The sequence below is a fragment of the Roseateles noduli genome, assembly GCF_050626985.1.
Taxonomy (GTDB): Bacteria; Pseudomonadota; Gammaproteobacteria; order Burkholderiales; family Burkholderiaceae_C; genus Roseateles; species Roseateles noduli_A.
Window position 1 is genome coordinate 1,125,156 of sequence record NZ_CP192463.1, and the last position, 22,412, is coordinate 1,147,567.

Here is a 22,412-nt window from a genome sequence, read left to right on the forward strand (position 1 = left end):
GCGGCGATCTCGGGACGAGGTCGGACATGCGACGGCGGGAGGGCGATTGTAGGGAGCGTCGGCCCGGTCGCCGCCGGTCATGGCAGTGCGCTGGCGCCGATGCCCTTGGCTACACTGCCGGCCCATGAAGAACATCGTGATCCTGATCTCCGGGCGAGGCTCCAACATGGAGGCCATCGTCCAGGCCTGCACGGCCGGTGGATGGCCGGCCCGCATCGCCGCGGTGATCAGCAACCGGCCGGATGCCGCCGGACTTGAATTCGCGCGGGCGCATGGCGTCGCCACCGCGGTCGTCGACCACAAGGCCTTCGGCAAGGGAGACGCCGCGCGCGCCGCGTTCGATGCGGAACTGCAGCGCGTCATCGACGGTTTCGCCCCCGACCTGGTCGTGCTGGCTGGTTTCATGCGCATCCTGACGCCGGCGTTCACCGGTCATTACTCGGGCCGCATGCTCAACATCCACCCGTCGCTGCTGCCGGCATTCACGGGGCTGCACACGCATCAGCGCGCCATCGAGGCCGGCTGCCGCGTGGCGGGCGCGACGGTGCACTTCGTGACGGCGGAACTGGACCATGGTCCGATCGTCGCGCAGGCCATCGTGCCGGTGCTGGACGGCGACGACGAGGCGGCGTTGGCGGCGCGCGTGCTCAAGGTCGAGCACCGCATGTACCCGAGCGCCGTGCGCTGGTTCGTCGAGGGGAAGCTCGCGATCGAGGGCGCGCGCGTCCTTCATCGCGGCGGCGAGCCGCAGATGTTCAGCTGACCGCCCGCCGCACGACCCGCCGCGGGCTGCGCCCAGGGCCGATGAATGCCGGGCCGCGTCGTTCAGCCCAGCATGCCGGCAAGGAAGTTGATCGTCAGCGCCAGCACGACGGTGTTGAACACGAAGGCCTGTATCGCCTGCACCAGCACCAGTCGCCGGATCGGTCGCGCGCTGACGACGACGTCCGAGGTCTGCGAGGTCGCGGCGACCGTCGCCGCGAAATAGAAGAAATCCAGGTAGTCGGGAGCGTCCTCGTCGCCGGGGAATTCCAGCCCGTGAGGCGCCTTCGGGCCACAGTGGAACAGCGACGCATACGCCAGTCCGAACTCCACCGGAAGCAGCAGCCACGAACCGGTCAGCGTCGCCGATGCCACCAGCAGGTGCGGCCAGGCCTTCAACAGGCCGGCCTCTTTCACCTGCGCCAGTTCCAGCGCGATCGCCGCCATGCTGGCGGCTCCGCCGAGGATCGCCAATACCAGCACCGTCGGCGCACCGTCCGCGACGGCGCTGGCCTGCTCCTCGACGTCTTCCGCATCGGTGCGGAACATCATCCAGCCGATCAGCACGAGGTAGGTCCAGACGCCGGCGCTCCAGCCCAGCAACGCGCGGGTGTGCCAGGCCAGTTCGACCGGCCAGGCGGCCGCCAGCAGCGCGCCGGTGGCCGCGCCGATCAGCAGACGCGGGCGGCGCTTGATCTGGTGCAGAAGGGGCATGGGCCGATCCACGGGCAATCAGTCGGGGACCCGGGCGAAGCGCGGCTGCGTCACCCCGTCGATGTCGACGGAGCCGAAGAACATGTCGTAGGGGCGCACCCACAGGCCGCTGTCGTTGTAGAGCGGCACGTAGAGCACGAGGGGCTCCAGCGTCTCGCTGTGGCGGACGACGCCGCGGACCTCGTATTCGCCGCCCTTGTAGTGGCGGTAACGCCCGGTGGGGGCGTCGGGCAGTGGTTGCAGCGGGTCGCCGGCGCCGTGCGCGGCAGGGTCTTGGACGGTGTGGGAGGCACTCATGGGCAGGGGCGTGACGGCGGGAATGGGGCAGGGCGCGGGCCTGACGCCGGAGCCGGGGATAATCGCGCGATGCATCCTAATGCCCTTCTTGAACTCTGCGCCGAACTGGTGGACAGCCTGCTGCTGTTCGACAAGCCCGCCGACGCCCTCGTTTCCGATTTCTTCCGTGCGCACAAGGCGCTCGGCCAGCGCGAGCGCCACACCATCGCCGAGACCGCCTACGCCGTGCTGCGCCAGCGTCCGGTGCTGCAGCATCTGGCCCAGTCGGGCCGCGGTCCGATGTCGCGGCGGCTGGCGATCCTCGCCTGGGCCGGCAGCGACACCTTCCTCCGCGCGGCGACCGACGACCAGGAGCAGCAATGGCTCAAGCAGGTGGCGAAGGTCGACCGCAGCAAGCTGCCGGAGAAGCTGCGCCACAACCTGCCCGACTGGCTGGTCGAGCCGCTGAGGCAGCGTCTGGGTGCTGAGCAGTTCTGGCAACTGGCCGACGCCGTCAACGTGTCCGCGCCCCTGGATCTGCGTGTCAACCTGCTGAAGGCCAAGCGCGAGGACGTGCAGGCGGCCTTGAAGGACAAGGGATTCGCGTCGTCGCTGACGCCGTTCTCGCCCTGGGGCCTGCGGCTCGAGGGCAAGCCGGCGCTGCAGAAGCTGGACGTCTTCACCAGCGGCCAGGTCGAGGTCCAGGATGAAGGCAGCCAATTGCTGTCCTTGCTCACCGAGGCCAAGCGCGGAGAGATGGTCGTCGATTTCTGCGCTGGCGCCGGCGGCAAGACCCTGGCGCTGGGGGCCGCGATGCGCAACACCGGTCGGCTGTATGCATTCGACGTCTCGGGGCATCGACTCGACAAGCTCAAGCCGCGCCTGGCGCGCAGCGGGCTGTCGAACGTCTACCCCGTGCAGATCAGCAACGAACGCGATGAGCGCGTCAAGCGCCTGGCCGGCAAGATCGACCGCGTGCTGGTCGATGCGCCGTGCTCGGGCCTGGGCACGCTGCGCCGGAATCCCGATCTGAAATGGCGCCAATCCCCGAACAGCGTCCTGGAATTGCACGACAAGCAGCTGGCCATCCTGAACAGCGCCTCGCGACTGCTCAAGCCGGGCGGCCGCCTGGTCTATGCGACCTGTTCACTGCTCGATGCCGAGAACGAGTCGGTCGCCCAGGCTTTCGCGGAGGCGCATCCAGACTTCATCCTGATGCCCGCTCAGGACGTGCTGACCCACGCCCAGGTCGACGCGACCCAGGCGGCACAGCTGACCGAGAACGGCTACCTGCGCCTGTGGCCGCATCGTCATCAGAGCGACGGCTTCTTCGCGGCCGTCTGGGAACGTAAGAAATGAGCCTGCCGACCGGACCTGGCCGGGGTCCGATGAGCGGCATGTTTCTTATTGCGAACAGCTCATCGTGTCTGTTCGATCACGTCTTCAGGCCCTTCCGGTCGTGAAGCGTCAAAAGACCGACGGGAAAGCGGCTTACCTCTGGGCGATTTCTAGAGTGCGTCGCCTACAATCGGGGCTTCCTGTGGACAACTGGCTCCTCGCGAGCAGGGTTAGGACCGAATGAACGTATTGATGTCTGTGCACGACGCCATCCTGGCGTGGATGATCGACGGCTTCACCGGCGCCAACTGGTGGCAGATCGTGGTCTTCACCCTGGTGGTGACGCATATCACCATTGCTGGCGTGACGATCTTCCTGCACCGCGCCCAGGCGCACCGGGCGCTCGACCTGGGTCCGATCCCGTCGCACTTCTTCCGCTTCTGGATGTGGCTGACGACCGGCATGGTCACTCGCGAATGGGTGGCCATCCACCGCAAGCACCACGCGAAGTGCGAGACCGAGGATGACCCGCACAGCCCGGTCACCCGCGGCATCAAGACGGTGATGACGCGTGGCGCCGAGTTGTACCGCGCCGAAGCCAAGAACGAGGAAACGATCAAGAAGTTCAGCCATGGCGTGCCGGACGACTGGATCGAGCGCCATGTCTACACCGGCCGTTCGGTGTGGGGCGTGTCCCTGATGATGATCATCGACCTGGCGCTGTTCGGCGTGGCCGGCATGGCCGTCTGGGCGGTGCAGATGGCCTGGATCCCGTTCTGGGCCGCCGGCGTGATCAACGGCGTCGGTCACTACTGGGGCTATCGCAACTTCGAGGCGCAGGACGCGTCGACGAACGTGTCGCCCTGGGGTGTGATCATTGGCGGCGAAGAGCTGCACAACAATCACCACACCTATCCGACGTCGGCCAAGTTCTCGGTCAAGCCTTTCGAGTTCGACATCGGCTGGGGTTACATCCGTGCGATGGAGATGATCGGCTGGGCGAAGGTGCGCAAGACCGCACCCCAGATGAAGACGGGCGAGCTCAAGGCCGTGGCCGACAAGGACACGCTGGAAGCCATCATCGCCAATCGCTACGAAGTGATGGCCCGTTATGCGCGCGGCTTGCGCGGCGCCTGCAAGGCCGAGCTGCTCCAGTTGAAGGCGGCGGGCGAGCAGCACAGCGTCAAGTTCCATCAGTTCAAGTTGGCGACCCGCTGGCTGCATCGCGATGCCGAGAAGATCCCGGCCGCCTATCAGGAGCAACTGAACGGCGCCCGCGCGGCGAGCCCGGTGCTCGACAAGCTGGTGACGATGCGCGAAGAACTGCGTCAGCTGTGGACCCGCACGAACGTGTCGGCCGAGCAGCTGGTGCATGACCTGCAGGCCTGGTGCCGCAAGGCCGAGGAGAGCGGCATCGCCGAACTCAAGGCTTTCGCGACGGGTTTGCGCACTGTGCGCGTCTGAACGAAGGTCGGCTCATCGGGCCCCGGAGGCCGGCCAGAGTGATGGCCTGCACCCAGGCGGAGATGAAGCAATGCAAAGGGCGCCCCTACTGGGCGCCTTTTTTCTTGGCGGCGCCCATAATTTGTTGAACTCTCAGACAAGGAGATTGACATGATGGCCTCGACCCATTTCAAGCGCGCTGTGCTGTTCGGCCTGATGAGCGCCAGCCTGGGCGCAATCGCCGCGGCTGCGCAGGCTCAAGCGGAAGTCAACTTCATCAAGCCGGAAAACTTCTCCGACATCGGCTGGGTCGGCGTGGATCGCGACAACGCCATGAAGCAACTCGAAGAGCACTTCAAGGCACTCGCGGCGCGCGAACTGCCCGGCAAGCAGCTCAAGATCGACGTCACCGACGTTGACCTGGCGGGCGAAGTCGAACCGCATGTCCGCACCGATCGGCTCCGCATCCTTCGATCGGTGACGATTCCGCGCATGAGCTTCACCTATACGCTCAGCGAGAACGGCCAGGTCCTGAAGTCCGGCAAGGCGGACCTGAAGGACATGGACTACCAGAATGGCGTCGGCAACCGCTACTTCGACTCCGAGCCGTTGCGCTATGAGAAGAAGATGATCGACGACTGGATGGCGCGCGAACTGCTCGGCAAGGCGCGCCTGGCGCCGACACGCTGATCGCGATGGGGTGGTGAAGCCCCTTTCGATCGCCCATGAAAAAACCCGCCGAGAGGCGGGTTTTCTTCTTCAAGGACCGGGCTGAATCACTTCAGCTTGGTTTCCTTGTACAGCACGTGCTTGCGTGCCTTGGGGTCGAACTTCATGAATTCCAGCTTTTGGGGCGTGGTCTTCTTGTTCTTGTTGGTGGTGTAGAAATGACCGGTGCCGGCAGTGGATTCCAGCTTGATCTTCTCGCGTCCGCCTTTGGATGCCATGGTGTCGCTCCTGGTTCAGTGATTAGGCTTGACCGCGCGCGCGCAGGTCGGCCAGCACGGCGTCAATGCCCTTCTTGTCGATCAGACGCAGCCCGGCGTTGGTGATGCGCAGACGGACCCAGCGGTTTTCGCTTTCGACCCAGAAACGGCGGTATTGCAGGTTCGGGAGGAACCGGCGCTTGGTTTTGTTGTTGGCGTGGGAAACGTTGTTCCCGACCATGGGCTTCTTGCCCGTGACTTCGCAGACGCGTGCCATGAGGACACTCCGATACTTGTCATCCGGCGACCGTCCCAATCGTCTCGACCTCGCTGTCGAGTCGCGGGCGGCGGCCTCACCTCGCCATAGGGTGGCGGTATCCCATCTTCCTCGCGTCAAGATCCTTCACAGGTTGATGGCGCGGGGAAACGAAGAGTGTAGCAGAAACGAACCGGCCCGCGCAAAGGCGGGCCGGTCAGTGAAGCTCGGGAGCACCCGTCCATGGGCGCGCAGCCGCGCGCACCGGGAGGGTCAGGCTGATTCCTGCTCCAGGAAACGCTGAGCATCCAGCGCCGCCATGCAGCCGGTGCCGGCACTGGTGATGGCCTGGCGATACACGTGGTCCTGCACGTCGCCCGCGGCGAACACGCCCGGCACGGTGGTCATCGTGGCGAAGCCTTCCAGACCGCTCTTCGTGCGGATGTAGCCGTCCTTCATCTCGATGTGGCCCTGGAAGATGTCGGTGTTGGGCTTGTGACCGATCGCGATGAAGCAGCCCTGCAGCTTGATGTCGGTGGTCGTGCCGTCCTGCGTGCTCTTGATGCGCACGCCGGTCACGCCGCTCGCATCGCCCAGCACCTCGTCCAGCGTGTGGAACACGTGCAGTTCGATCTTGCCGGCCTTGACCTTGTCCATGAGCTTGTCGACCAGGATCGGCTCGGCGCGGAACTTGTCGCGACGATGGATCAGGTGGACCTTGCTGGCGATGTTGGACAGGTACAGCGCTTCCTCGACCGCGGTGTTGCCGCCGCCGACGACGCAGACTTCCTGCTCGCGATAGAAGAAGCCGTCGCAGGTCGCGCAGGCGCTGACGCCGCGGCCCATGAACGACTCTTCCGACGGCAGTCCCAGGTATTGCGCGGAAGCGCCGGTGGCGAGGATCACCGCATCGGCCGTGTAGACCGCGCTGTCGCCGGTGAGCGTGAACGGACGCTTGGAGAAGTCGACGCTGTTGATGTGGTCGAACACGATCTCGGTCTGGAAGCGCTCGGCATGCTCCTGGAAGCGCTGCATCAGCTCGGGACCTTGCACGCCCATCACGTCGGCGGGCCAGTTGTCCACCTCGGTCGTGGTCATCAACTGACCCCCTTGCGCCATGCCCGTCACCAGAAGCGGCTTCAGGTTGGCACGCGCCGCATAGATGGCGGCGGTGTAGCCGGCGGGGCCGGAACCGAGGATCAACAGCTGGGCGTGGCGGGTGTTTTGGCTCATGACAGGGGAAATGGGGATGCGTTCAACGGACGCAAGGGTCGACAGCCTAAGGGGACCGGCGGGCGGCCTATGGCGTTGACCCTATGAACAGGCGTGAACAAATTGGCACAATGCATCCATTCTAGGTGGCGGGTCTCTCTGCCATCCTGACAACCACGATTGACCCTAACCCCCGACAGGAGGCACCCCTTCATGGCCATGTTGTCCAATTTGGATCTGATCCGCAGGGTTCCCTTGTTCTCCCTGCTGACCGCCGACCAGGCCCAGTCCATCGCGGACAGCGTCGTCAAACGGCGCTTCAAACGCGGCGAGTTGATCGTCGAGCAGGGCACCAAGTCCAACGCGCTCTTCATCCTGCTCAACGGCCGCGCCCGCGTGCTGACCGCGGACAGCCGCGGCCGCGAAGTCATCCTCGCCGTGCTGCAGCCTGGCGACTACGTCGGCGAGATGAGCCTCATCGACAACGAGCCGCACTCGGCCACGGTCCGCGCCGAGGTGCAGACCGACATGCTGGTGCTGGGTCGCGCCGACTTCGGCCGCGGTCTGCCGGAGTCCTCCAGCCTGGCCTACGGCATCCTGCGCGGCCTCGTCGCGCGCCTGAGAAACGCGGACCGCCAGATCGAGTCGCTCGCGCTGCTCGACGTCTACGGTCGCGTCGCGCGCACGCTGCTCGACATGGCGGAGGAAGAGAAGGGCGTGAAGATCATCCGCGGCAAGGTGTCGCGGCAGGACATGGCGAAGGTCGTCGGCGCGTCGCGCGAGATGGTCAGTCGCGTCATGAAGGACCTGGAGGACAAGGGCGTCATCGAGACGCTCGAGAACGGCTCCGTGGTCATCAAGGAACGCCTGCAGCACGACTGAGGCGCCAGCGGCTGACGCTTCAACGTTTCTTCACCTTGGTGAGGAGCCCCGCGTCCGGGACGCGGGGCTTGTGCGTCACAATCGAGGGATGAGTTTTCCCGGTTCCCTGCTGGGCGGCGGTGACGACGCCGCTCCGACCGAGCGCCCCGCGCCGGCACGCAAGTCCAAGAAGGCGGCGCCTCCCGCCGCGCCGCCCGCGCCTCCCAGTCCGCTGCGCACGCCGCTGTGGCTGCTGATCGGCGCGCTGGTGTGGTGCCTGGTCTTGCTCGCCATGGTCAGTCATGACCGCGCCGATGCGGCCTTCAGTACCGCCGGTACCTCAGTCCCGGCGCACAACCGCGTCGGTGCGCTCGGCGCCTGGATCTCCGACCTGATGCTGTTCGGCTTCGGCTACTCCTGCTGGTGGCTGATGCTCATCTCGCTGCGTGCGTGGCTGAGCGGCCTGGCGCGCATGCTGCGCGCCGACGGCGGTCCGATGCTGACCTTCAAGGAACGCCTGCCGACGGTGGCCGGCCTTGTTCTCCTGATGGCCGCGAGCTGCGCGCTCGAATGGACCCGCCTCTACGGCTGGGAGTCACACCTGCCCGGGCACGCCGGCGGCGTGCTGGGCTACCTGCTCGGACCCGCCAGCATGAAGCTGCTCGGCTTCGCGGGTTCTGGCGTAGTGTGGATCGCGGCGCTGGTGGCCGGCGTGTCGCTGGCGCTGAAGTTCTCCTGGCTTCGCGTCGCCGAGCAGATCGGAACCAAGATCGAGCGTCTGATCGAGAAGCGCGAGGTCCGTCGCGAGATCGCCGAGGACAAGCGCGTCGGCAAGGAAGCCAAACGCGAGCGCGAAGCGGTCGTCGAGGTCGAGCGCCTGGTCGAGGAAGAGCATCACATCCCGATCGTCATCGAGCCGCCGGTCGCCGAGGTGCCGAAGTCCACGCGCGTCATCAAGGAGCGCCAGCAGACGCTGTTCACCGATCCGACGGACGCGAAGCTGCCACAGGTGGACCTGTTGGACGCACCGCCGCCGCGCATCGAGACGGTGACGCCCGAATCGCTGGAGATGACCAGCCGCATGATCGAGAAGAAGTTGAAGGACTTCGGCGTCGATGTGCGGGTGGTGGCGGCCTCGCCGGGGCCGGTGATCACGCGTTACGAGATCGAGCCGGCGACCGGCGTGAAGGGCTCGCAGATCCTGGGCCTGGCCAAGGACCTGGCACGCTCGCTGAGCCTGACCTCGATCCGCGTGGTCGAGACCATCCCGGGCAAGAACTACATGGCGCTGGAGCTGCCGAACGCGCGCCGCCAGACCATCCGGCTGTCCGAGATCCTGGGCTCCCAGGTCTACGCCGACGCCGCGTCGCCGCTGACGATGGGCCTGGGCAAGGACATCGTCGGCCTGCCGGTGGTGGCCGACCTGGCCAAGATGCCGCACTGCCTGGTGGCCGGCACGACCGGCTCGGGCAAGTCGGTGGGCATCAACGCGATGATCCTGTCGGTGCTCTACAAGGCCGAGGCCCGCGATGTCCGCCTGATCCTGATCGACCCGAAGATGCTGGAAATGAGCGTCTACGAAGGCATCCCGCATCTGCTGGCGCCCGTCGTGACCGACATGAAGCAGGCCAGCAACGCGTTGAACTGGTGTGTCAACGAGATGGAGCGGCGCTACAAGCTCATGTCCAAGATGGGCGTGCGCAACCTCGCGGGCTTCAACAAGAAGATCGCCGACGCGGCCGAACGCGAGGAGAAGATCCCCAACCCGTTCAGCCTGACGCCGGAAGAGCCGGAACCGCTGGAGCGTCTGCCGCACATCGTCGTCGTCATCGACGAACTGGCCGACCTGATGATGGTCGTCGGCAAGAAGATCGAGGAACTGATCGCCCGCCTGGCGCAGAAGGCGCGCGCGGCCGGCATTCACCTGATCCTCGCGACGCAGCGGCCGTCGGTCGACGTGATCACCGGCCTGATCAAGGCCAACATCCCGACGCGGTTGTCCTTCCAGGTGTCGAGCAAGATCGACTCGCGGACCATCCTCGACCAGATGGGCGCGGAAGCGTTGCTGGGCATGGGCGACATGCTCTACATGGCGTCGGGTACCGGCCTGCCGGTGCGCGTGCACGGCGCGTTCGTCAGCGACGACGAGGTGCATCGCGTCGTCGAGTACCTGAAGGAGCAAGGTGAGCCCAACTACATCGAAGGCATCCTGGAAGGCGGCGTGCTGGACGGCGATGGGGGCGGCGATGGCTTGCCCGGCCTGACAGCAGGCGGCGACGGCGAATCCGACCCGATGTACGACCAGGCCGTGGGCATCGTGCTGCAGCACAAGCGGGCGTCGATCTCGCTGGTGCAGAGACATCTGCGCATCGGCTACAACCGGGCCGCCCGTTTGCTGGAGCAGATGGAGAAGTCCGGCGTCGTCTCGGCGATGGCCACCAACGGCAACCGCGACATCATCGTGCCCAAGCGGGACGACTGATGCGTCGCCGGACGCGACCACCGACCGCGATGAATGAACGCGACGAATGAACGCGACGAATGATTGAGGCTTCCTCCATGCTCCGTATCCTGACCCGTGGCATCGCGGCGATCGCCGTCTGCGTCACGACCTTGGCCCACGCCGACGGCGTGAGCGCGCTGCAGCAGTTCGTCACCGAGGTGAAGAGCGGCCGCGCGACGTTCACGCAGACCGTCACCGCACCCGACGGCAAGCGCAAGAAGACGACGACCGGCACCTTCGAGTTCCAACGCCCGAACCAGTTCCGCTTCAGCTACGCCAAGCCGGCCGAGCAACTGATCGTGGCCGACGGCAAGGAGGTGTGGATCTACGACCCGGACCTGCAGCAGGCCAGCGTCCGCAACATGGACCAGGCGTTGGGCGCGACGCCGGTGTCGCTGCTCGCGGGCGGCGACCTGTCGAAGGATTTCACGCTGAAGTCGCTGCCGGCGGCGAACGGCCTGGACTGGGTGCAGGCGACGCCCAAGCGCAACGACAGCGGCCTGCAGAGCCTGAAGCTCGGTTTCAAGGGGCGCGAACTGGGCGCGCTGGAGATCGTGGACGGTTTCGGCCAGCAATCGGTGATGCAGTTCAGTGCGATCGAGCCCAACGCGAAGGTGTCGGCCGACCGTTTCCGCTTCAACCCGCCGCCGGGCACCGACATCGCGCGCCAGCCCTGAGCGGCGTCTGAGTCAGCATCGATGAGCAACGCGTCGCTCTTTCCGGACGAGTTCGATTCCGTCCCGGGCGGACAGCCTTCGGGGGCCGCACCGAGCCAGCACGCACCGCTGCCGGAACGGCTGCGGCCGCGCAAGCTCGACGAGGTCGTCGGCCAGCGCCACCTGCTGGGTGAGGGCATGCCGCTGCGTGTCGCGCTCGAGAGCGGCCGGCCGCATTCGATGATCCTGTGGGGGCCGCCCGGCGTCGGCAAGACGACGCTGGCGCGCTTGATGACGCAGCACTTCGACGCACAGTTCATCGCGATCTCCGCGGTCCTGGGCGGCGTCAAGGACATCCGCGAGGCGGTCGACCGCGCGCAGGTCGCGGCGGGGCAGGGCCGGCGCACGATCGTGTTCGTCGATGAGGTCCACCGCTTCAACAAGGCGCAGCAGGATGCCTTCCTGCCGCATGTCGAGTCGGGGCTGTTCAGTTTCATCGGAGCGACGACCGAGAACCCGTCGTTCGAGGTGAACTCGGCGTTGCTGTCGCGGGCGACGGTGCACGTGCTGAAGTCGCTCGACGAGCAGGACATGCGCGAGCTGCTGACGCGCGGACGCGAGGCGCTCGGCGCGCCGCCGGTGAGCGAGGCCGCCACGCTGCGCTTGATCGGTTATGCCGATGGCGATGCGCGGCGTCTGCTGAACACGCTGGAGACCGTGGCGCAACTGACCCCCGCGGGCACGGCGGAGATCGACGAGGCGCTGCTGGAGCGCACGCTGGGCGAGCAACTGCGCCGTTACGACAAGGGCGGCGACCAGTTCTACGACGTCATTTCGGCGCTGCACAAGTCCGTGCGAGGCTCCCATCCGGACGCGGCGTTGTATTGGCTGGTGCGGATGCTCGACGGCGGCGTCGATGCGCGCTACATCACGCGACGACTGGTCCGGATGGCCAGCGAAGACATTGGCAACGCCGATCCGCGTGCACTGCGGATCTGCCTGGACGCGGCCGAAACCTATGAGCGCCTGGGTTCGCCGGAAGGCGAGCTCGCGCTGGCTCAGGCGGTCGTCTATCTGGCGATCGCGCCGAAGTCGAACGCCGTTTACAACGCCTACAACCAGGTCCGCGCACTGATCAAGCAGGACAGCTCGCGGCCCGTGCCGGTCCACCTGCGCAACGCGCCGACGCGTCTGATGAAGGAGCTCGGCTACGGCAAGGCCTATCGCTACGCGCATGATTTCCCGGGTGCGTACGTGGCCGGCGAGCAGTACCTGCCGGACGGCCTCGAGGATCAGCGCTTCTATGAACCCGTGCCGCGCGGCCTGGAAATCAAGATCGGCGCGCGGCTCGACGAGTTGCGGCGGCTCGATGCCGGAGCGCTGGGCCAGGACGATGCCTCCGGTCGAGGCGGCACCGATGGCATCGGCGACAACGGTGAGAACGGCGAGGCCTGATCGATGAGTGCGCGGATCGTCAGCGTCGTGACCGCGGTCCTTCTGATCTGGGTGTGGAAGGCGGGCGCGTTGCCCGCGAGCGCCGCGCCGGTCAAGCCGGGACTCGCCGGACCGTCGGCGTCGCGCCTGGCGCAACCGCCCGAAGGCCCGACGCTGACGCGCATCCGCGAGACCGGGGTCGTCGTCATCGGTTACCGGCCGGCGTCGGCACCGTTCAGCTATCTCGACGCGCAGCTGCGGCCGACGGGCTATTCCGTCGAACTCTGCGAGCGCGTGATCGCGTCGCTGCGCGTGCGGCTCAAGCTGCCCGACCTGGAGGTGCGACGCGTCGCGGTCGGTTCGGCGACGCGCATGCCGATGGTCAGCAACGGCACCTTGGACATGGAGTGCGGCATCACGACCAACACCGCCGAGCGCGCGCGCAGCCAGGCATTCTCGGTGACGATTTTCGTTGCCGAGACCAAGCTGATGACGCGCTACGGCGAGAAGGTGCAGAGCCTGCTCGACCTGCGCGGCCGGCCGGTGGTAAGCACCATCGGCACGACCAGCATCCAGCACCTGGCCAAGGTCAATGAGCAACAGGGGCTGAACATCCGCATCGTCGCCGGGCTGGACGATCCGGACGCGTTCCAGCTGCTGCGCAGCGGCCGCGCCGACGCGTTCATGATGGACGACGTGATCATCCGCAGCCTGCTGGCGCAGCAGGGAGCGGCGGTCTCGACGGACGACTATGTGATCTCCGATCGCGCGTTGACCGTGGAGCCCTATGCGATCGGGCTGAACCGCGACGATCCGATGTTCAAGAGCATGGTCGACGACGTGCTGACCGGCCTGTACCGCAGCGGCGAGATCCACACCATCTACAGACGCTGGTTCGAGTCGCCGCTGCCGCCGACGGGCATCAACCTGAAGCTGCCGATGAACGCCGCTTTCCGGCGCGTGGTCGCTCAGCCGACGGACTCGCCGGATCCGGAGCGCTACCGCTGAACGAAGCTCCGGCCGGCGTCCGATCGCCAGCGATCGCGCCGGAGCAGCCCTCGCGGCCGTTCAGCAGTTCGACGAAACGCCGTGCGGCGAGCCCGAGCGGCCGCGTCTGCGTCCAGACGACGTCGACGTAGAGCTGTAGCGCCGTCGTGAAGTTGCCCGCGGGAATCTGCACCAGTTCCCCCGCGGCCAGCGCCGCGCGCACGAACCCCGACGGCAACCATGCCCATCCGAGTCCCGCCGACACCATCCGCAACGCCGCCACCGGGCTGTCGGTGCGCCACTGCACGCGGGAGACGGCGATCCGCTTGTCGACGTCGCAGGCATCGCGACCGGCGACCAGGATCTGTCGTTCGGCGATGAGGTGCTCGTCGCGGAGCGCCGACGGATCGCGCGCGAGCATCGAATGCGAGGCCGCCGCGACGGCGATCAGCGTTTCGCGGGCCACTTCCTGGAACTGCTCCGACGGGTCGAGTCCTTGGCGTTCGAAGACGAGCGCCAGTTGCGCGCGGCCGGACTTCAGCATCGCGAGCGCGTCCGCCTGCGGCGCGGTCAGCACCTCGACGTCCAGCAGCGGGAATTCGGCGGACAGCGTCGTCAGTGCGTCGCTCCATGGCGTTGCGGCGACGAGCTCGGGCACGACCGTGATCGTCAGCGAGGGCTCCAGTCCTTGGGTCAGCGACAACGCATGACGGTTGAGCTGGCCGAGCTGCTCGGCCAGCCGGCGAGCCTGCGGCACCAGGGCGAGCGCCTGCACGGTGGGGACAGGTTCCCGGCCGACGCGGTCGAAGAGGGGGAGGGCGAGCTGAGCTTCCAGGTTCGCGATCGTCATGCTGACGGCGGACGGCACGCGCCCCAGTGCGCGCGCCGCAGCGGAGAACGAGCCGTGGTCGATCGCCGCGAGGAAGACGCGGAGGTTGTCGAGGTCGAAAGCCATGGTGGGTCCGTGATCTGTCAGTGAACCTGATGGATTCTGACTTTAACTATCAGGGCTGCGAACATACAGTCGTGTCCATCCACTTTCAAGGAGATGGCGATGGTGTGGGGCGTGTTGTTTTTGGCCGGGTTGTTCGAGATCGGCTGGGCCGTCGGCCTGAAGTACACGGAGGGGTTCACGCGGCCATGGCCGACGGTGGGTACCGTGGTGGCGATGGTGACAAGCGTCGTGCTGCTGGGCTGGGCGCTGAAGCATCTGCCGGTGGGAACGGCCTACGCGGTGTGGACGGGCATCGGTGCCGTCGGCACGGCGATCGCGGGCATCGTGCTGCTCGGCGAATCGGCATCGCTGGCGCGCCTGGCGTGCATCGGCCTGATCGCCGCGGGCATCGTCGGGCTCAAGATCGTCACGCCGCAGTAAGCCCGCCAACTGCCGTGTCGTCCGCGGTCGCTGCCCAGCACCTGATCAGTTGTCAGTAGAAGGTCCTGGGCGCCTGTTGGCTGCAGCGAGCGGAGGGCATGGCACTTGCCGACGAAGGTCATCGAGACTTCTGGAGACTCCGATGCCCGACTTCAACGAACCCCGCGACAAGGCCTACGACCACGAGCAGGAGGCCGCCTACTGGCGCGACAACTACGCCCAGCGGCCCTACATCCAGCAAGGCGACACGCATGATGACTTCGGTCCGGCGTATGCCTACGGGGTCGATGCGTTCGCGCGCTATCCGGACCGCGACTTCGATGACTTCGAGGCGGAACTGCACCGCGACTGGGGCAACCAGCGCCAGGGTTCTTCGCTGGAATGGGCGAGGGCCAAACCCGCTGTGAAGGACGCCTGGGATCGCATCAAGGAGGCGTCGAACATGCCGCCCTCGACGCGCTAGGGAGTTCCTCCAGAGGCCGAGGAGGCCGGTGCGGACGCGGCCTCGGCGGGCAACCCGAACAGCGCGTTCGTGTCCGCGTTGGGATCGGTTCGCTCGGCCTGACCGGCGTCGATGCCCTGGAGCATCTCCGTCGCCTTGTCCATGTCGACCGCTTCCGCCTTGTCGAGGAACGCCGTCACCGTGACCGGGAAGAAGATGACGATGGCCACCAGGATCAGCTGCATCACGACCCAGGGGATCGAGCCCAGGTAGATATCGCTCGAAAGCACCCGCTTGGGCAGCGCGCCGTTCTTGAACAGCGTGTCCGAAATCCCTCTCAGGTAGAACAGCGCGAAACCGAACGGCGGATGCATGAAGCTCGTCTGCATGTTCACGCAGAGCATCACGCCGAACCACACCAGGTCGATACCCATCTTGTCGGCGACCGGGCCGAGCAGCGGCAGGATGATGAAGGCGATCTCGAAGAAGTCGAGGAAGAACGCCAGGAAGAAGATGAAGAGGTTGACGACGATCAGGAAGCCGATCTGACCGCCGGGCAGGTTGGAGAGCAGGTGCTCGATCCACTTGCCGCCTTCGACGCCCTGGAACACGAGGGAGAAGGTCCGTGAGCCGATCAGGATGAACACCACCATCGCGGTGATGCGCATCGTGCCGATCATGGCGTCCCGCATGACCGGCCAGTTCAGCCGCCGGTGCGATGCCGCCAGGATGAAGGCCCCGACCGCGCCCATCGCCCCTGCTTCGGTCGGCGTGCACACCGCTGTGTCGATGCCCGGCAATCCGCCCATCGAGCCCAGCACCGCGAAGATCAGGATCGCCGAAGGGATGATGCCGCGCAGGCACTTCTTCCATAGCGCCCAGCCGTTCAGGGTGCGTGCCTCCTTGGGGACGCCAGGGACGTGTTCGGGCTTGATGCGCGACACCATGAAGGTGTAGAGCGCGAAGATCAGCACTTGCAGGATCGAGGGGCCCCACGCGCCCTTGTACATGTCGCCGACCGGCTTGCCGAGCTGGTCCGCCAGCACCACCAGCACCAGCGACGGCGGCACCAGCTGCGTGATCGTTCCCGAGGCCGCCAGCACCCCGGTGGCGTAGCGCATGTTGTAGCCGTAGCGCATCATGACCGGCAGCGAGATCATCGCCATCGCGATCACCTGACCCGCCACCGTGCCGGTGATCGCGCCCAGGATGAAGCCCACGATGATCACCGAGTAGCCCAGCCCGCCGCGCACCGGCCCGAAGAGCTGGCCCATCGAGTCGAGCATGTCCTCGGCCAGGCCGCATTTCTCCAGCAGCGCGCCCATCAGCGTGAAGAAGGGGATAGCCAGCAGCAGGTCGTTGGACAGGATGCCGAAGACGTTCTGCGGCAGCGCCGACATGAACGAGGGTGGGAACCAGCCCTGGCTCACCGCGAAGAAGCCGCAGGCCAGGCCCAGCGCGGCCAGCGAGAACGCCACGGGGAAGCCGATCAGCATGATGATGATCAGCCCCGCGAACATCAGCGGAGGGAACTGCTCCATCGTGATCATTGCAGCGGCCTCTCGTAGTGCGTGTCCATCTCGACGAGATGGGCCAGATAGCCGATGCGCTTGATCACCTCCGAGATCCCCTGCAGGAACACGAGCGCGAAGCCCACCGGCAGCGTCAGCGCGGCCGGCCAGCGGATCAGCCCGCCGGCGTTGCCCGACACCTCGCCGCTGGTGAACAGCTTCCACGCATAACCGCCGTAGCCGAGCGCGGCGACGGTGTCCTCCGCGCGCATGCCGGTGGTGAGCTTCACCAGGAAGAAGTCCCACGACAGCCAGCCCGCATACCCCATCACGGGGATCAGGAAGACGATGAGTCCGAACAGGTCGACGTAGACCTTGCCGTGGCCGCGCAGCCGCGTGTAGAGGATGTCGACGCGCACATGCTCGTTGAGCCGCAGCACCTGCGCCGCCCCGCCCATGACGCAGGCGGCGAACAGGTACCACTGGATCTCAAGGAAGGCGTTGGAGCTGATGTCCAGGCCGTAGCGGATCACCGCGTTCGCGGCGCTGATAAAGCACGACAGCAGGACAGCCCAGGCGGCAAGCGTGCCGAACCGGTCCGTCAGCCAGTCGATGCCCTTGGCAAATGCAAGCAGGGCTTTCATCGACGAGTCCAGGTCTCCATCTCGAACCCCGACGGGAGGGCTCGGTTCTTGTGTGTAGACGTGGACTGTAGCCAGCGGGGGCTGTCGGGAACCTGAATTCGGGAGGGGCTGCGGGAAAGCCCCGACATGCGAGGAATGGCGCGTTGATCGATGCGACCGGGGCCCCTTTTCTCCGTGTCCCTCCTTCGACTGCCTCCCGGCAGTCGAATTCCCTCCTTGACCTCCGAAAAGGGGCCCCGGTCGCCTCGATCCGAGGCACCGAGGTGTTCTCGTCGGCTCAGAGTTGGGTGGCGGCGGCGAAGAGGCGCGTGGAACGCGCGCCGGAGCGGCAGAACGCCAGCACCGGCTTGGGCACTTCGTCGAGCAACGCGCGCATCGCGGCGATCTCTTCCGGCGATTGATAGCCGCCCTGCACCGGCAAGTGGTGATACACCAGTCCCGCGGCTTCGGCCGCGGCGCGGACCTGCTCGCTGGTTGGCTGGTCAGGGCCGTGCTCGAAATCGGGCCGGTTGTTGATCACCGACTTGAAGCCGGCTTGCGCCAGTGCGGCCATCGCGTCCGGCGTGAGTTGTGGTGCGACGCAGAAATCGGGCGTCAATTGTTGGACGGTCAGTTCCATCGCTAACTCCTGTCGTTGAACGGGGCGAGGAGGGCGCTCAGCCCGCCAGCGCCGCCTTCACCGCCGCCGAGACCAGGCCCATGTCGGCCTTGCCTGCCAGCTTGCCCTTCACGGCGCCCATCACCTTGCCCATGTCGGCGGGGCCCTTGGCACCCAGCTCCGTCACGATGGCGGCGACCTCGGCCTTGATCTCGTCCTCGCTCAGGCGCTGCGGCAGGTAGACCTCCAGCACCTTCAGCTCCGCCGTTTCCTTGTCGGCAAGGTCCATGCGGCCAGCCGCCGTGAACTGGCTGATCGAGTCCTTGCGCTGCTTGATCAGCTTGTCGACGATGGCCACCAGCATCACGTCGTCCACCTCGACGCGTTCGTCCACTTCCTTCTGCTTCACCGCGGCCAGCAGCAGCCGGATCGTGCCCAGGCGTTCGCTGTCCTTGGCGCGCATCGCCGTCTTCATGTCTTCGGTGATCTGTTCCTTCAGGCTCATGAGGGCTCCTTGATTCCTGGTCTCGAGGGAGATGTGGGAGATGTCGTAATGTCGCGCAGAAACAGAAAAGCCCGCGGCAGCGTCCTGCGCGGGCTTTCTGTGCTGTTCCGGCGGTGGGGATCGTCAGTGGACGGGTCCCCGGTGCCGAAGCGGTCCGATCAGGCGATCAGTACAGCTTCTTGGGCAGCTGCATGCTGCGCACGCGCTTGTAGTGACGCTTGACGGCAGCCGCCTTCTTGCGCTTGCGCTCGGCAGTCGGCTTCTCGTAGAACTCGCGGGCGCGCAGCTCGGTGAGCAGGCCCAGCTTTTCAATCGTGCGCTTGAAGCGGCGCAGGGCCACGTCGAACGGCTCGTTTTCTTTGACGCGAATGGTGGTCATGAAATTCCTTCAAATAGCGCTCGGTGTTCGCGAGGAAGGGCTTGCCTTCGAAGCGGAGTATCCGGATTCCACTTCCGAATCGACGCGCAGGGTTTGCCAGCAAAACGAGTATTCTAGCCTTATTTTTGACCGGTCGCCACCCAACTCGATGCAGCCGTGCCGCGCCGGAGACTTCGCCTGGCTCCCGCCGGCGTGTCCCCTGTGAAGGCCGCATGCGCGCCTTGCCGACGGGTGTGACATTTTCACGCCTTGTCCCCGCCGGAGCGCAGGCCCGCCTCTCTGGGCGAAGTGCATCGCTCTCGGCCCAAGCCGTGGCAAGCTAGGATGCCGCACCCCAAGCTTAGGGGGAGTGGCACCTCTGTCCTGCCATCGGCACTTGCCCCGGCGACGGACGCCCATCTACATTCGATCCACCACCATTCGACCGCGAGGGGCCTCCCCCCTGGCCCGGCCCGACCCATGGAATTACAAGCCGCCGCGACGCCCGCGCCTGCCAGTTTCGATGCCTGGCTGGAATCGTCGGGAACGCCCCAGACGCCCGTTGCGGCCGGCTTGCTCAGCCTGCTGGAGCCGACCGGCGCCTGCCTGACCGTGAAGTCGATGGCGACCGGACGTTATGTCTTCGCCAGCCCGGGCATGAGCGAGCTCTTCGGTCGCCTGGAGACCGGCATCGTCGGCGCCACCGATGCCGAGCTGATGCGCGGCGACGAAGTGCAGGCGATGCGACGCTCCGAACAGGCCACGCTCGCGCAGCGCGGCGTCGTGAGTTCCGAGCACCGCCTGGAGATCGGCGGACGCCGTCGCGAGTTCATGGTCATGCGCGTGCCGCTGGGCGCGGAGCACGTCATGGCGCTGTGGAGCGACAAGACCGAAGAGCGTCACCGCGAGACGCACCTGCAGCGCGCGCTGCAGCAGCTCGAGCAGCAGCAGAAGTCGCTCGAGCAGATGCGCCGCGAGTTGCAGCAGGGCAGCGGCCGCGACGAGGTCTCGGGCCTCTACATGCGCGCGCAGTTCGACGATCAACTGCTGCGCGAGATCGATCTCTCGACCCGCGAACACCGCGAGTTCACGCTGGTGCTGATCGCGCTGGATCCGGTGGCGCCGGAGGCCGGTTTGGGCGAGGAGGCGCGTCAACGCCTGCTCGAAGGCCTGGGGCGCATGCTGCGCGCCAACACTCGCGCGATGGATGCGGCCTGCCGCATCGGCGACGACCTCTTCGCGGTGCTGTTGTCGGGCGTCGGCCTCGCGACCGCGCATGCGCGCATGGAACAGCTGCGCCGGCAGTGCCATGCCCAGATCGTCGTGCTGCATGGGCAGGACATCGGGCTGTCGTTGTCGATGGGCGTGGCGAGCTTCCCGCACACGGCCTCGCGGCAGGAGGAACTGCTGGGCGCCGCCGAGATGGCGGTCAAGGAAGCGCAGCGGCGCGGCGGCAATCAGGTCGTGCTGGCGTCGATCCCGTTCGGGATGGGCGGCTGAGGCTGCTGCTGGACCGAGCGTCGCGCTCGCCGTTCAGGCGAGCAGCTTCTGAAGGTGCTGCCATTCCGCCGGCGTCACCGGCGTGATCGACAGCCGGTTGCCCGGCTGCAAGGTGCGCATGCCGGCAAGCGCGGGATCACGCTTCATCTCTGCCAGGCTCAACAACCGGGTCTTGCGCACGAAGCGCACATCGACGTGTTGCCAGCGCGGTTCCTCGCGCCTGGCCTTCGCATCGAAGTAGTGACTCTCGGGATCGAACTGGGTCTCGTCCGGATAGGCCGTGCTGCTGACCTCGGCGAACCCGGCGATCCCCGGCTCCGGACAGGACGAGTGATAGAACAGCACGCCGTCGCCGATGCGCATCTGGTCGCGCATGAAATTGCGTGCCTGATAGTTGCGGACGCCGGTCCACGGAAGTTCACCGGCGGCCTGCAGATGGTCGATCGAGGCTTCGTCCGGTTCGGACTTCATCAGCCAGTACTGCCGGGAAGCGTGCGATGCGGTGCTCAAGGCGGAACCCTCATGACGATGGCCGATCAAGCTCGACCATGAAAAAACCGCGCGTGACGAAAAAATCAGGCGCGGTTTGGGAAGAGGTGTCCACGGCGAACCGTGAGCCGCATTCCTGAACCCTAGGGGTACAGGTGGGCGAGGTCAGCAGGGCTTCGGGTTCATCTGACGCGAGACGCTCACACCAGCTCTGCAATGTTCCAAGCCCTTGCTCGCGAAAGCATCGGTTCAAGGAAATATAAAACTCACGCGAACGCAGTGGACAAGAAGGATTCTACGCGCCGCGACTCCGCGTTCACAGCAGTTGCCCGTCTTGGACAAGGGCTTCATCGAGCCGCTTCATCAGCGTTTCAAGATCGGGTACGGTAGCGCCGCGTGCGTCACCGGCGGTTGCATCCGTTGCATCGCCCGGCGCCACCGCCGATGCGTTGGATTCGGTGAGGGAATAAGCGAGGTTCAGGGCCGCCAGCACCGCGATCCGTTCGCGTGCCTTGATGCGACCCGCGTCGCGGATCGCACACATTTCCTTGTCGACACGCGCCACTGCCTTCTGCAACGCGGCTTCGCCGCCTTCCGGGCAGCCGAGCAGATAGCTCTGGCCCATGATCGTGACTTCCATTTGCTTCATGCGCCCGTCTTTCGAGAATCTGAGGGTTCAGTGCCGTCGCCGCTCTCCAGCAGATCGGCGGCCTCCAGCGGGAGACGATCCAGCAGGGCGTCGACGCGCGCGCGCGCCGCGGCCAGTCTGGAGCGCAGGCTGTCGCGCTCCAGGGTGAGCGCCTGGACCTGTTGCTCGAGCAAGCCGTTCGTGCGTTTGAGTTCCTCGTGACGCACCAGCAGGCGCTCGACGCGGTCGACTAGGTCGTTGATGCTGGACATGGCTTCCCTGACGGATGAACGCGCGGATTGTAGGGGGCGGGGTTCGCTCAACGGGCCGCTGCCATCGGTGCGCTGTCACATTGCGCGACGACGGCGCAGCGCTCGCACAGCGGTCGACGTGCCTGGCAGACGTAGCGGCCATGGAGGATCAGCCAGTGGTGCGCGTCGACGAGGAATTCCGTCGGCACGCGCTGGAGCAACTGCTGTTCGACTTCCAGCACGTTCTTGCCGGGCGCGAGGCCGGTGCGATTGCCGACGCGGAAGATGTGCGTATCCACGGCCATCGTCGCTTCGCCGAAGGCGACGTTGAGCACCACGTTCGCCGTCTTGCGACCGACGCCGGGCAGGGATTCGAGCGCCTCGCGGCTTTGCGGCACGGCGCCGCCGTACTGCTCGACCAGGATGCGGCAGGTCGCGTGGAGGTTCTTTGCCTTGGTCTTGTAAAGGCCGATCGTCTTGATGTACTCAGCGAGCCGTTCTTCACCCAGGTCCAGGATCTTCTGCGGCGTGTTGGCGACGACGAACAGCCGTCTCGTCGCCTTGTTGACGCCGACGTCGGTCGCCTGCGCGGACAGCAGCACCGCGGCGAGCAGTTCGAAGACGCTGGCGTATTCGAGTTCGGTCTGCGGCGACGGATTGGCGCGGCGGAGGATCTCGAAGAATTCGCGGACTTGCGTTTGATTCATGGCGAGCGGGAAGCGGCTGGCGATGGGGCGGGGCAG

Annotated in this window: 27 protein-coding genes and 1 other RNA gene; 12 read left to right on the plus strand and 16 right to left on the minus strand. The window is 66.2% G+C overall.

Annotated elements, in window-relative coordinates; translation table 11 throughout:
• Window positions 1-124: 124 nt before the first annotated feature.
• A complete protein-coding gene (gene purN / locus ACQ4L4_RS04985; RefSeq protein WP_431103132.1) occupies window positions 125-763 on the plus strand; it encodes a phosphoribosylglycinamide formyltransferase in 639 nt (212 codons plus the stop codon).
• Between the two features lie 62 nt (window positions 764-825).
• Here the strand turns inward: purN and ACQ4L4_RS04990 are convergent, their stop codons facing one another.
• Both ACQ4L4_RS04990 and ACQ4L4_RS04995 read right to left on the minus strand, forming a co-directional pair.
• Window positions 826-1,476: a DUF1345 domain-containing protein gene (locus ACQ4L4_RS04990; RefSeq protein ID WP_431103133.1), complete on the minus strand. Its 651-nt coding sequence runs from the start codon at window positions 1,474-1,476 to the stop codon at window positions 826-828.
• 18 nt (window positions 1,477-1,494) lie between these two features.
• The gene (locus ACQ4L4_RS04995) at window positions 1,495-1,773 is read right to left on the minus strand and encodes a DUF1653 domain-containing protein (RefSeq protein WP_431103134.1); all 279 of its coding nucleotides are present in this window, start codon (window positions 1,771-1,773) and stop codon (window positions 1,495-1,497) included.
• A 69-nt stretch (window positions 1,774-1,842) separates the two neighbouring features.
• On the opposite strand from ACQ4L4_RS04995, the gene ACQ4L4_RS05000 reads away from it, so the two are divergent.
• The 3 genes from ACQ4L4_RS05000 to ACQ4L4_RS05010 all read left to right on the plus strand — a co-directional run bounded on the left by ACQ4L4_RS05000 (window position 1,843) and on the right by ACQ4L4_RS05010 (window position 5,223).
• Complete coding sequence (locus ACQ4L4_RS05000) at window positions 1,843-3,111, plus strand: RsmB/NOP family class I SAM-dependent RNA methyltransferase (RefSeq protein ID WP_431103135.1); 1,269 nt, start codon at window positions 1,843-1,845, stop codon at window positions 3,109-3,111.
• Between the two features lie 231 nt (window positions 3,112-3,342).
• Window positions 3,343-4,554, plus strand: a complete 1,212-nt coding sequence (locus ACQ4L4_RS05005; protein WP_431103136.1) for a DesA family fatty acid desaturase — start codon at window positions 3,343-3,345, stop codon at window positions 4,552-4,554.
• A gap of 150 nt (window positions 4,555-4,704) precedes the next feature.
• Window positions 4,705-5,223 (plus strand): DUF3016 domain-containing protein, encoded by a 519-nt coding sequence (locus ACQ4L4_RS05010; protein ID WP_431103137.1) that lies wholly within the window; start codon window positions 4,705-4,707, stop codon window positions 5,221-5,223.
• An 86-nt stretch (window positions 5,224-5,309) separates the two neighbouring features.
• On the opposite strand, the gene rpmG is transcribed toward ACQ4L4_RS05010, so the two are convergent.
• The 3 genes from rpmG to trxB all read right to left on the minus strand — a co-directional run bounded on the left by rpmG (window position 5,310) and on the right by trxB (window position 6,948).
• Window positions 5,310-5,480, minus strand: a complete 171-nt coding sequence (gene rpmG / locus ACQ4L4_RS05015; RefSeq protein ID WP_067273562.1) for a 50S ribosomal protein L33 — start codon at window positions 5,478-5,480, stop codon at window positions 5,310-5,312.
• Between the two features lie 22 nt (window positions 5,481-5,502).
• On the minus strand, window positions 5,503-5,736 hold the full coding sequence (gene rpmB / locus ACQ4L4_RS05020) for a 50S ribosomal protein L28 (protein ID WP_377155495.1): 234 nt from the start codon (window positions 5,734-5,736) through the stop codon (window positions 5,503-5,505).
• A 252-nt stretch (window positions 5,737-5,988) separates the two neighbouring features.
• Window positions 5,989-6,948: a thioredoxin-disulfide reductase gene (trxB, locus tag ACQ4L4_RS05025; RefSeq protein WP_431103139.1), complete on the minus strand. Its 960-nt coding sequence runs from the start codon at window positions 6,946-6,948 to the stop codon at window positions 5,989-5,991.
• Window positions 6,949-7,140: 192 nt separating this feature from the next.
• On the opposite strand from trxB, the gene ACQ4L4_RS05030 reads away from it, so the two are divergent.
• From ACQ4L4_RS05030 to ACQ4L4_RS05050, 5 genes are all read left to right on the plus strand, one after another.
• Complete coding sequence (locus tag ACQ4L4_RS05030; protein ID WP_088383470.1) at window positions 7,141-7,809, plus strand: Crp/Fnr family transcriptional regulator; 669 nt, start codon at window positions 7,141-7,143, stop codon at window positions 7,807-7,809.
• 88 nt (window positions 7,810-7,897) lie between these two features.
• Window positions 7,898-10,270 (plus strand): DNA translocase FtsK, encoded by a 2,373-nt coding sequence (locus ACQ4L4_RS05035; RefSeq protein ID WP_431103140.1) that lies wholly within the window; start codon window positions 7,898-7,900, stop codon window positions 10,268-10,270.
• A 77-nt stretch (window positions 10,271-10,347) separates the two neighbouring features.
• The gene (lolA, locus tag ACQ4L4_RS05040) at window positions 10,348-10,968 is read left to right on the plus strand and encodes an outer membrane lipoprotein chaperone LolA (protein ID WP_431103141.1); all 621 of its coding nucleotides are present in this window, start codon (window positions 10,348-10,350) and stop codon (window positions 10,966-10,968) included.
• 21 nt (window positions 10,969-10,989) lie between these two features.
• Window positions 10,990-12,402 carry a replication-associated recombination protein A gene (locus ACQ4L4_RS05045; RefSeq protein ID WP_431103142.1) on the plus strand — a complete coding sequence of 471 codons (1,413 nt, stop codon included), beginning with the start codon at window positions 10,990-10,992 and terminating at the stop codon, window positions 12,400-12,402.
• A 27-nt stretch (window positions 12,403-12,429) separates the two neighbouring features.
• Window positions 12,430-13,389, plus strand: a complete 960-nt coding sequence (locus tag ACQ4L4_RS05050; protein WP_431103144.1) for an amino acid ABC transporter substrate-binding protein — start codon at window positions 12,430-12,432, stop codon at window positions 13,387-13,389.
• Here the strand turns inward: ACQ4L4_RS05050 and ACQ4L4_RS05055 are convergent.
• Window positions 13,304-14,323 (minus strand): LysR family transcriptional regulator, encoded by a 1,020-nt coding sequence (locus ACQ4L4_RS05055; protein ID WP_431103145.1) that lies wholly within the window; start codon window positions 14,321-14,323, stop codon window positions 13,304-13,306. The genes ACQ4L4_RS05050 and ACQ4L4_RS05055 overlap by 86 nt on opposite strands.
• 99 nt (window positions 14,324-14,422) lie before the next feature.
• On the opposite strand from ACQ4L4_RS05055, the gene sugE reads away from it, so the two are divergent.
• The gene (gene sugE / locus ACQ4L4_RS05060; RefSeq protein WP_431103146.1) at window positions 14,423-14,743 is read left to right on the plus strand and encodes a quaternary ammonium compound efflux SMR transporter SugE; all 321 of its coding nucleotides are present in this window, start codon (window positions 14,423-14,425) and stop codon (window positions 14,741-14,743) included.
• 142 nt (window positions 14,744-14,885) lie between these two features.
• Entirely contained in the window at window positions 14,886-15,206 is a 321-nt protein-coding gene (locus tag ACQ4L4_RS05065) for a hypothetical protein (protein WP_431103147.1), read from the plus strand.
• Here the strand turns inward: ACQ4L4_RS05065 and ACQ4L4_RS05070 are convergent.
• The 5 genes from ACQ4L4_RS05070 to rpsU all read right to left on the minus strand — a co-directional run bounded on the left by ACQ4L4_RS05070 (window position 15,203) and on the right by rpsU (window position 18,822).
• Window positions 15,203-16,732, minus strand: coding sequence for a TRAP transporter large permease (locus tag ACQ4L4_RS05070; protein ID WP_431104875.1), 1,530 nt, complete (start codon window positions 16,730-16,732; stop codon window positions 15,203-15,205). The genes ACQ4L4_RS05065 and ACQ4L4_RS05070 overlap by 4 nt on opposite strands.
• Complete coding sequence (locus ACQ4L4_RS05075; RefSeq protein ID WP_431103148.1) at window positions 16,732-17,340, minus strand: TRAP transporter small permease subunit; 609 nt, start codon at window positions 17,338-17,340, stop codon at window positions 16,732-16,734. The genes ACQ4L4_RS05070 and ACQ4L4_RS05075 overlap by 1 nt, the downstream gene beginning before the upstream one ends.
• A 277-nt stretch (window positions 17,341-17,617) precedes the next feature.
• Window positions 17,618-17,959, minus strand: a complete 342-nt coding sequence (locus ACQ4L4_RS05080) for a TIGR01244 family sulfur transferase (RefSeq protein WP_431103149.1) — start codon at window positions 17,957-17,959, stop codon at window positions 17,618-17,620.
• Window positions 17,960-17,996: 37 nt separating this feature from the next.
• On the minus strand, window positions 17,997-18,443 hold the full coding sequence (locus tag ACQ4L4_RS05085) for a GatB/YqeY domain-containing protein (protein WP_431103150.1): 447 nt from the start codon (window positions 18,441-18,443) through the stop codon (window positions 17,997-17,999).
• A 166-nt stretch (window positions 18,444-18,609) separates the two neighbouring features.
• The gene (gene rpsU / locus ACQ4L4_RS05090; protein WP_012346814.1) at window positions 18,610-18,822 is read right to left on the minus strand and encodes a 30S ribosomal protein S21; all 213 of its coding nucleotides are present in this window, start codon (window positions 18,820-18,822) and stop codon (window positions 18,610-18,612) included.
• Window positions 18,823-19,281: 459 nt separating this feature from the next.
• Here rpsU and ACQ4L4_RS05095 point away from each other — a divergent pair, with 459 nt between their 5' ends.
• Window positions 19,282-20,301, plus strand: a complete 1,020-nt coding sequence (locus ACQ4L4_RS05095) for a GGDEF domain-containing protein (RefSeq protein WP_377155482.1) — start codon at window positions 19,282-19,284, stop codon at window positions 20,299-20,301.
• Window positions 20,302-20,334: 33 nt separating this feature from the next.
• Here ACQ4L4_RS05095 and ACQ4L4_RS05100 read toward each other — a convergent pair whose 3' ends face one another.
• From ACQ4L4_RS05100 to nth, 5 genes are all read right to left on the minus strand, one after another.
• The gene (locus tag ACQ4L4_RS05100) at window positions 20,335-20,772 is read right to left on the minus strand and encodes an EVE domain-containing protein (RefSeq protein WP_431104876.1); all 438 of its coding nucleotides are present in this window, start codon (window positions 20,770-20,772) and stop codon (window positions 20,335-20,337) included.
• A gap of 124 nt (window positions 20,773-20,896) precedes the next feature.
• Window positions 20,897-21,077, minus strand: a non-coding RNA gene (gene ssrS, locus ACQ4L4_RS05105) — 6S RNA.
• Window positions 21,078-21,106: 29 nt separating this feature from the next.
• Window positions 21,107-21,439 carry a cell division protein ZapA gene (locus ACQ4L4_RS05110; protein WP_431103152.1) on the minus strand — a complete coding sequence of 111 codons (333 nt, stop codon included), beginning with the start codon at window positions 21,437-21,439 and terminating at the stop codon, window positions 21,107-21,109.
• Window positions 21,436-21,690 (minus strand): cell division protein ZapB, encoded by a 255-nt coding sequence (zapB, locus tag ACQ4L4_RS05115; protein WP_377155480.1) that lies wholly within the window; start codon window positions 21,688-21,690, stop codon window positions 21,436-21,438. Before zapB ends, ACQ4L4_RS05110 begins: the two co-directional genes overlap by 4 nt.
• Window positions 21,691-21,737: 47 nt before the next feature.
• A complete protein-coding gene (gene nth / locus ACQ4L4_RS05120; RefSeq protein ID WP_431103153.1) occupies window positions 21,738-22,376 on the minus strand; it encodes an endonuclease III in 639 nt (212 codons plus the stop codon).
• Between the last annotated feature and the right edge of the window lie 36 nt (window positions 22,377-22,412).

Excerpts from the sequence above, each read along its gene's own strand:
- ACQ4L4_RS05010 (WP_431103137.1), top strand. The coding sequence starts at position 4,705 with ATGATGGCCTCGACCCATTTCAAGCGCGCTGTGCTGTTCGGCCTGATG.
- purN (WP_431103132.1), top strand. The coding sequence starts at position 125 with ATGAAGAACATCGTGATCCTGATCTCCGGGCGAGGCTCCAACATGGAG.
- ACQ4L4_RS05045 (WP_431103142.1), top strand. The coding sequence starts at position 10,990 with ATGAGCAACGCGTCGCTCTTTCCGGACGAGTTCGATTCCGTCCCGGGC.
- nth (WP_431103153.1), bottom strand. The coding sequence starts at position 22,376 with ATGAATCAAACGCAAGTCCGCGAATTCTTCGAGATCCTCCGCCGCGCC.
- ACQ4L4_RS05110 (WP_431103152.1), bottom strand. The coding sequence starts at position 21,439 with ATGAAGCAAATGGAAGTCACGATCATGGGCCAGAGCTATCTGCTCGGC.
- rpmB (WP_377155495.1), bottom strand. The coding sequence starts at position 5,736 with ATGGCACGCGTCTGCGAAGTCACGGGCAAGAAGCCCATGGTCGGGAAC.
- lolA (WP_431103141.1), top strand. The coding sequence starts at position 10,348 with ATGCTCCGTATCCTGACCCGTGGCATCGCGGCGATCGCCGTCTGCGTC.
- ACQ4L4_RS05085 (WP_431103150.1), bottom strand. The coding sequence starts at position 18,443 with ATGAGCCTGAAGGAACAGATCACCGAAGACATGAAGACGGCGATGCGC.
- zapB (WP_377155480.1), bottom strand. The coding sequence starts at position 21,690 with ATGTCCAGCATCAACGACCTAGTCGACCGCGTCGAGCGCCTGCTGGTG.
- rpsU (WP_012346814.1), bottom strand. The coding sequence starts at position 18,822 with ATGACCACCATTCGCGTCAAAGAAAACGAGCCGTTCGACGTGGCCCTG.
- ACQ4L4_RS05080 (WP_431103149.1), bottom strand. The coding sequence starts at position 17,959 with ATGGAACTGACCGTCCAACAATTGACGCCCGATTTCTGCGTCGCACCA.
- ACQ4L4_RS05075 (WP_431103148.1), bottom strand. The coding sequence starts at position 17,340 with ATGAAAGCCCTGCTTGCATTTGCCAAGGGCATCGACTGGCTGACGGAC.
- ACQ4L4_RS04995 (WP_431103134.1), bottom strand. The coding sequence starts at position 1,773 with ATGAGTGCCTCCCACACCGTCCAAGACCCTGCCGCGCACGGCGCCGGC.
- ACQ4L4_RS05035 (WP_431103140.1), top strand. The coding sequence starts at position 7,898 with ATGAGTTTTCCCGGTTCCCTGCTGGGCGGCGGTGACGACGCCGCTCCG.
- ACQ4L4_RS05095 (WP_377155482.1), top strand. The coding sequence starts at position 19,282 with ATGGAATTACAAGCCGCCGCGACGCCCGCGCCTGCCAGTTTCGATGCC.
- rpmG (WP_067273562.1), bottom strand. The coding sequence starts at position 5,480 with ATGGCATCCAAAGGCGGACGCGAGAAGATCAAGCTGGAATCCACTGCC.
- trxB (WP_431103139.1), bottom strand. The coding sequence starts at position 6,948 with ATGAGCCAAAACACCCGCCACGCCCAGCTGTTGATCCTCGGTTCCGGC.
- ACQ4L4_RS05030 (WP_088383470.1), top strand. The coding sequence starts at position 7,141 with ATGGCCATGTTGTCCAATTTGGATCTGATCCGCAGGGTTCCCTTGTTC.
- sugE (WP_431103146.1), top strand. The coding sequence starts at position 14,423 with ATGGTGTGGGGCGTGTTGTTTTTGGCCGGGTTGTTCGAGATCGGCTGG.
- ACQ4L4_RS05055 (WP_431103145.1), bottom strand. The coding sequence starts at position 14,323 with ATGGCTTTCGACCTCGACAACCTCCGCGTCTTCCTCGCGGCGATCGAC.
- ACQ4L4_RS05065 (WP_431103147.1), top strand. The coding sequence starts at position 14,886 with ATGCCCGACTTCAACGAACCCCGCGACAAGGCCTACGACCACGAGCAG.
- ACQ4L4_RS05000 (WP_431103135.1), top strand. The coding sequence starts at position 1,843 with ATGCATCCTAATGCCCTTCTTGAACTCTGCGCCGAACTGGTGGACAGC.
- ACQ4L4_RS05100 (WP_431104876.1), bottom strand. The coding sequence starts at position 20,772 with ATGAAGTCCGAACCGGACGAAGCCTCGATCGACCATCTGCAGGCCGCC.
- ACQ4L4_RS05005 (WP_431103136.1), top strand. The coding sequence starts at position 3,343 with ATGTCTGTGCACGACGCCATCCTGGCGTGGATGATCGACGGCTTCACC.
- ACQ4L4_RS04990 (WP_431103133.1), bottom strand. The coding sequence starts at position 1,476 with ATGCCCCTTCTGCACCAGATCAAGCGCCGCCCGCGTCTGCTGATCGGC.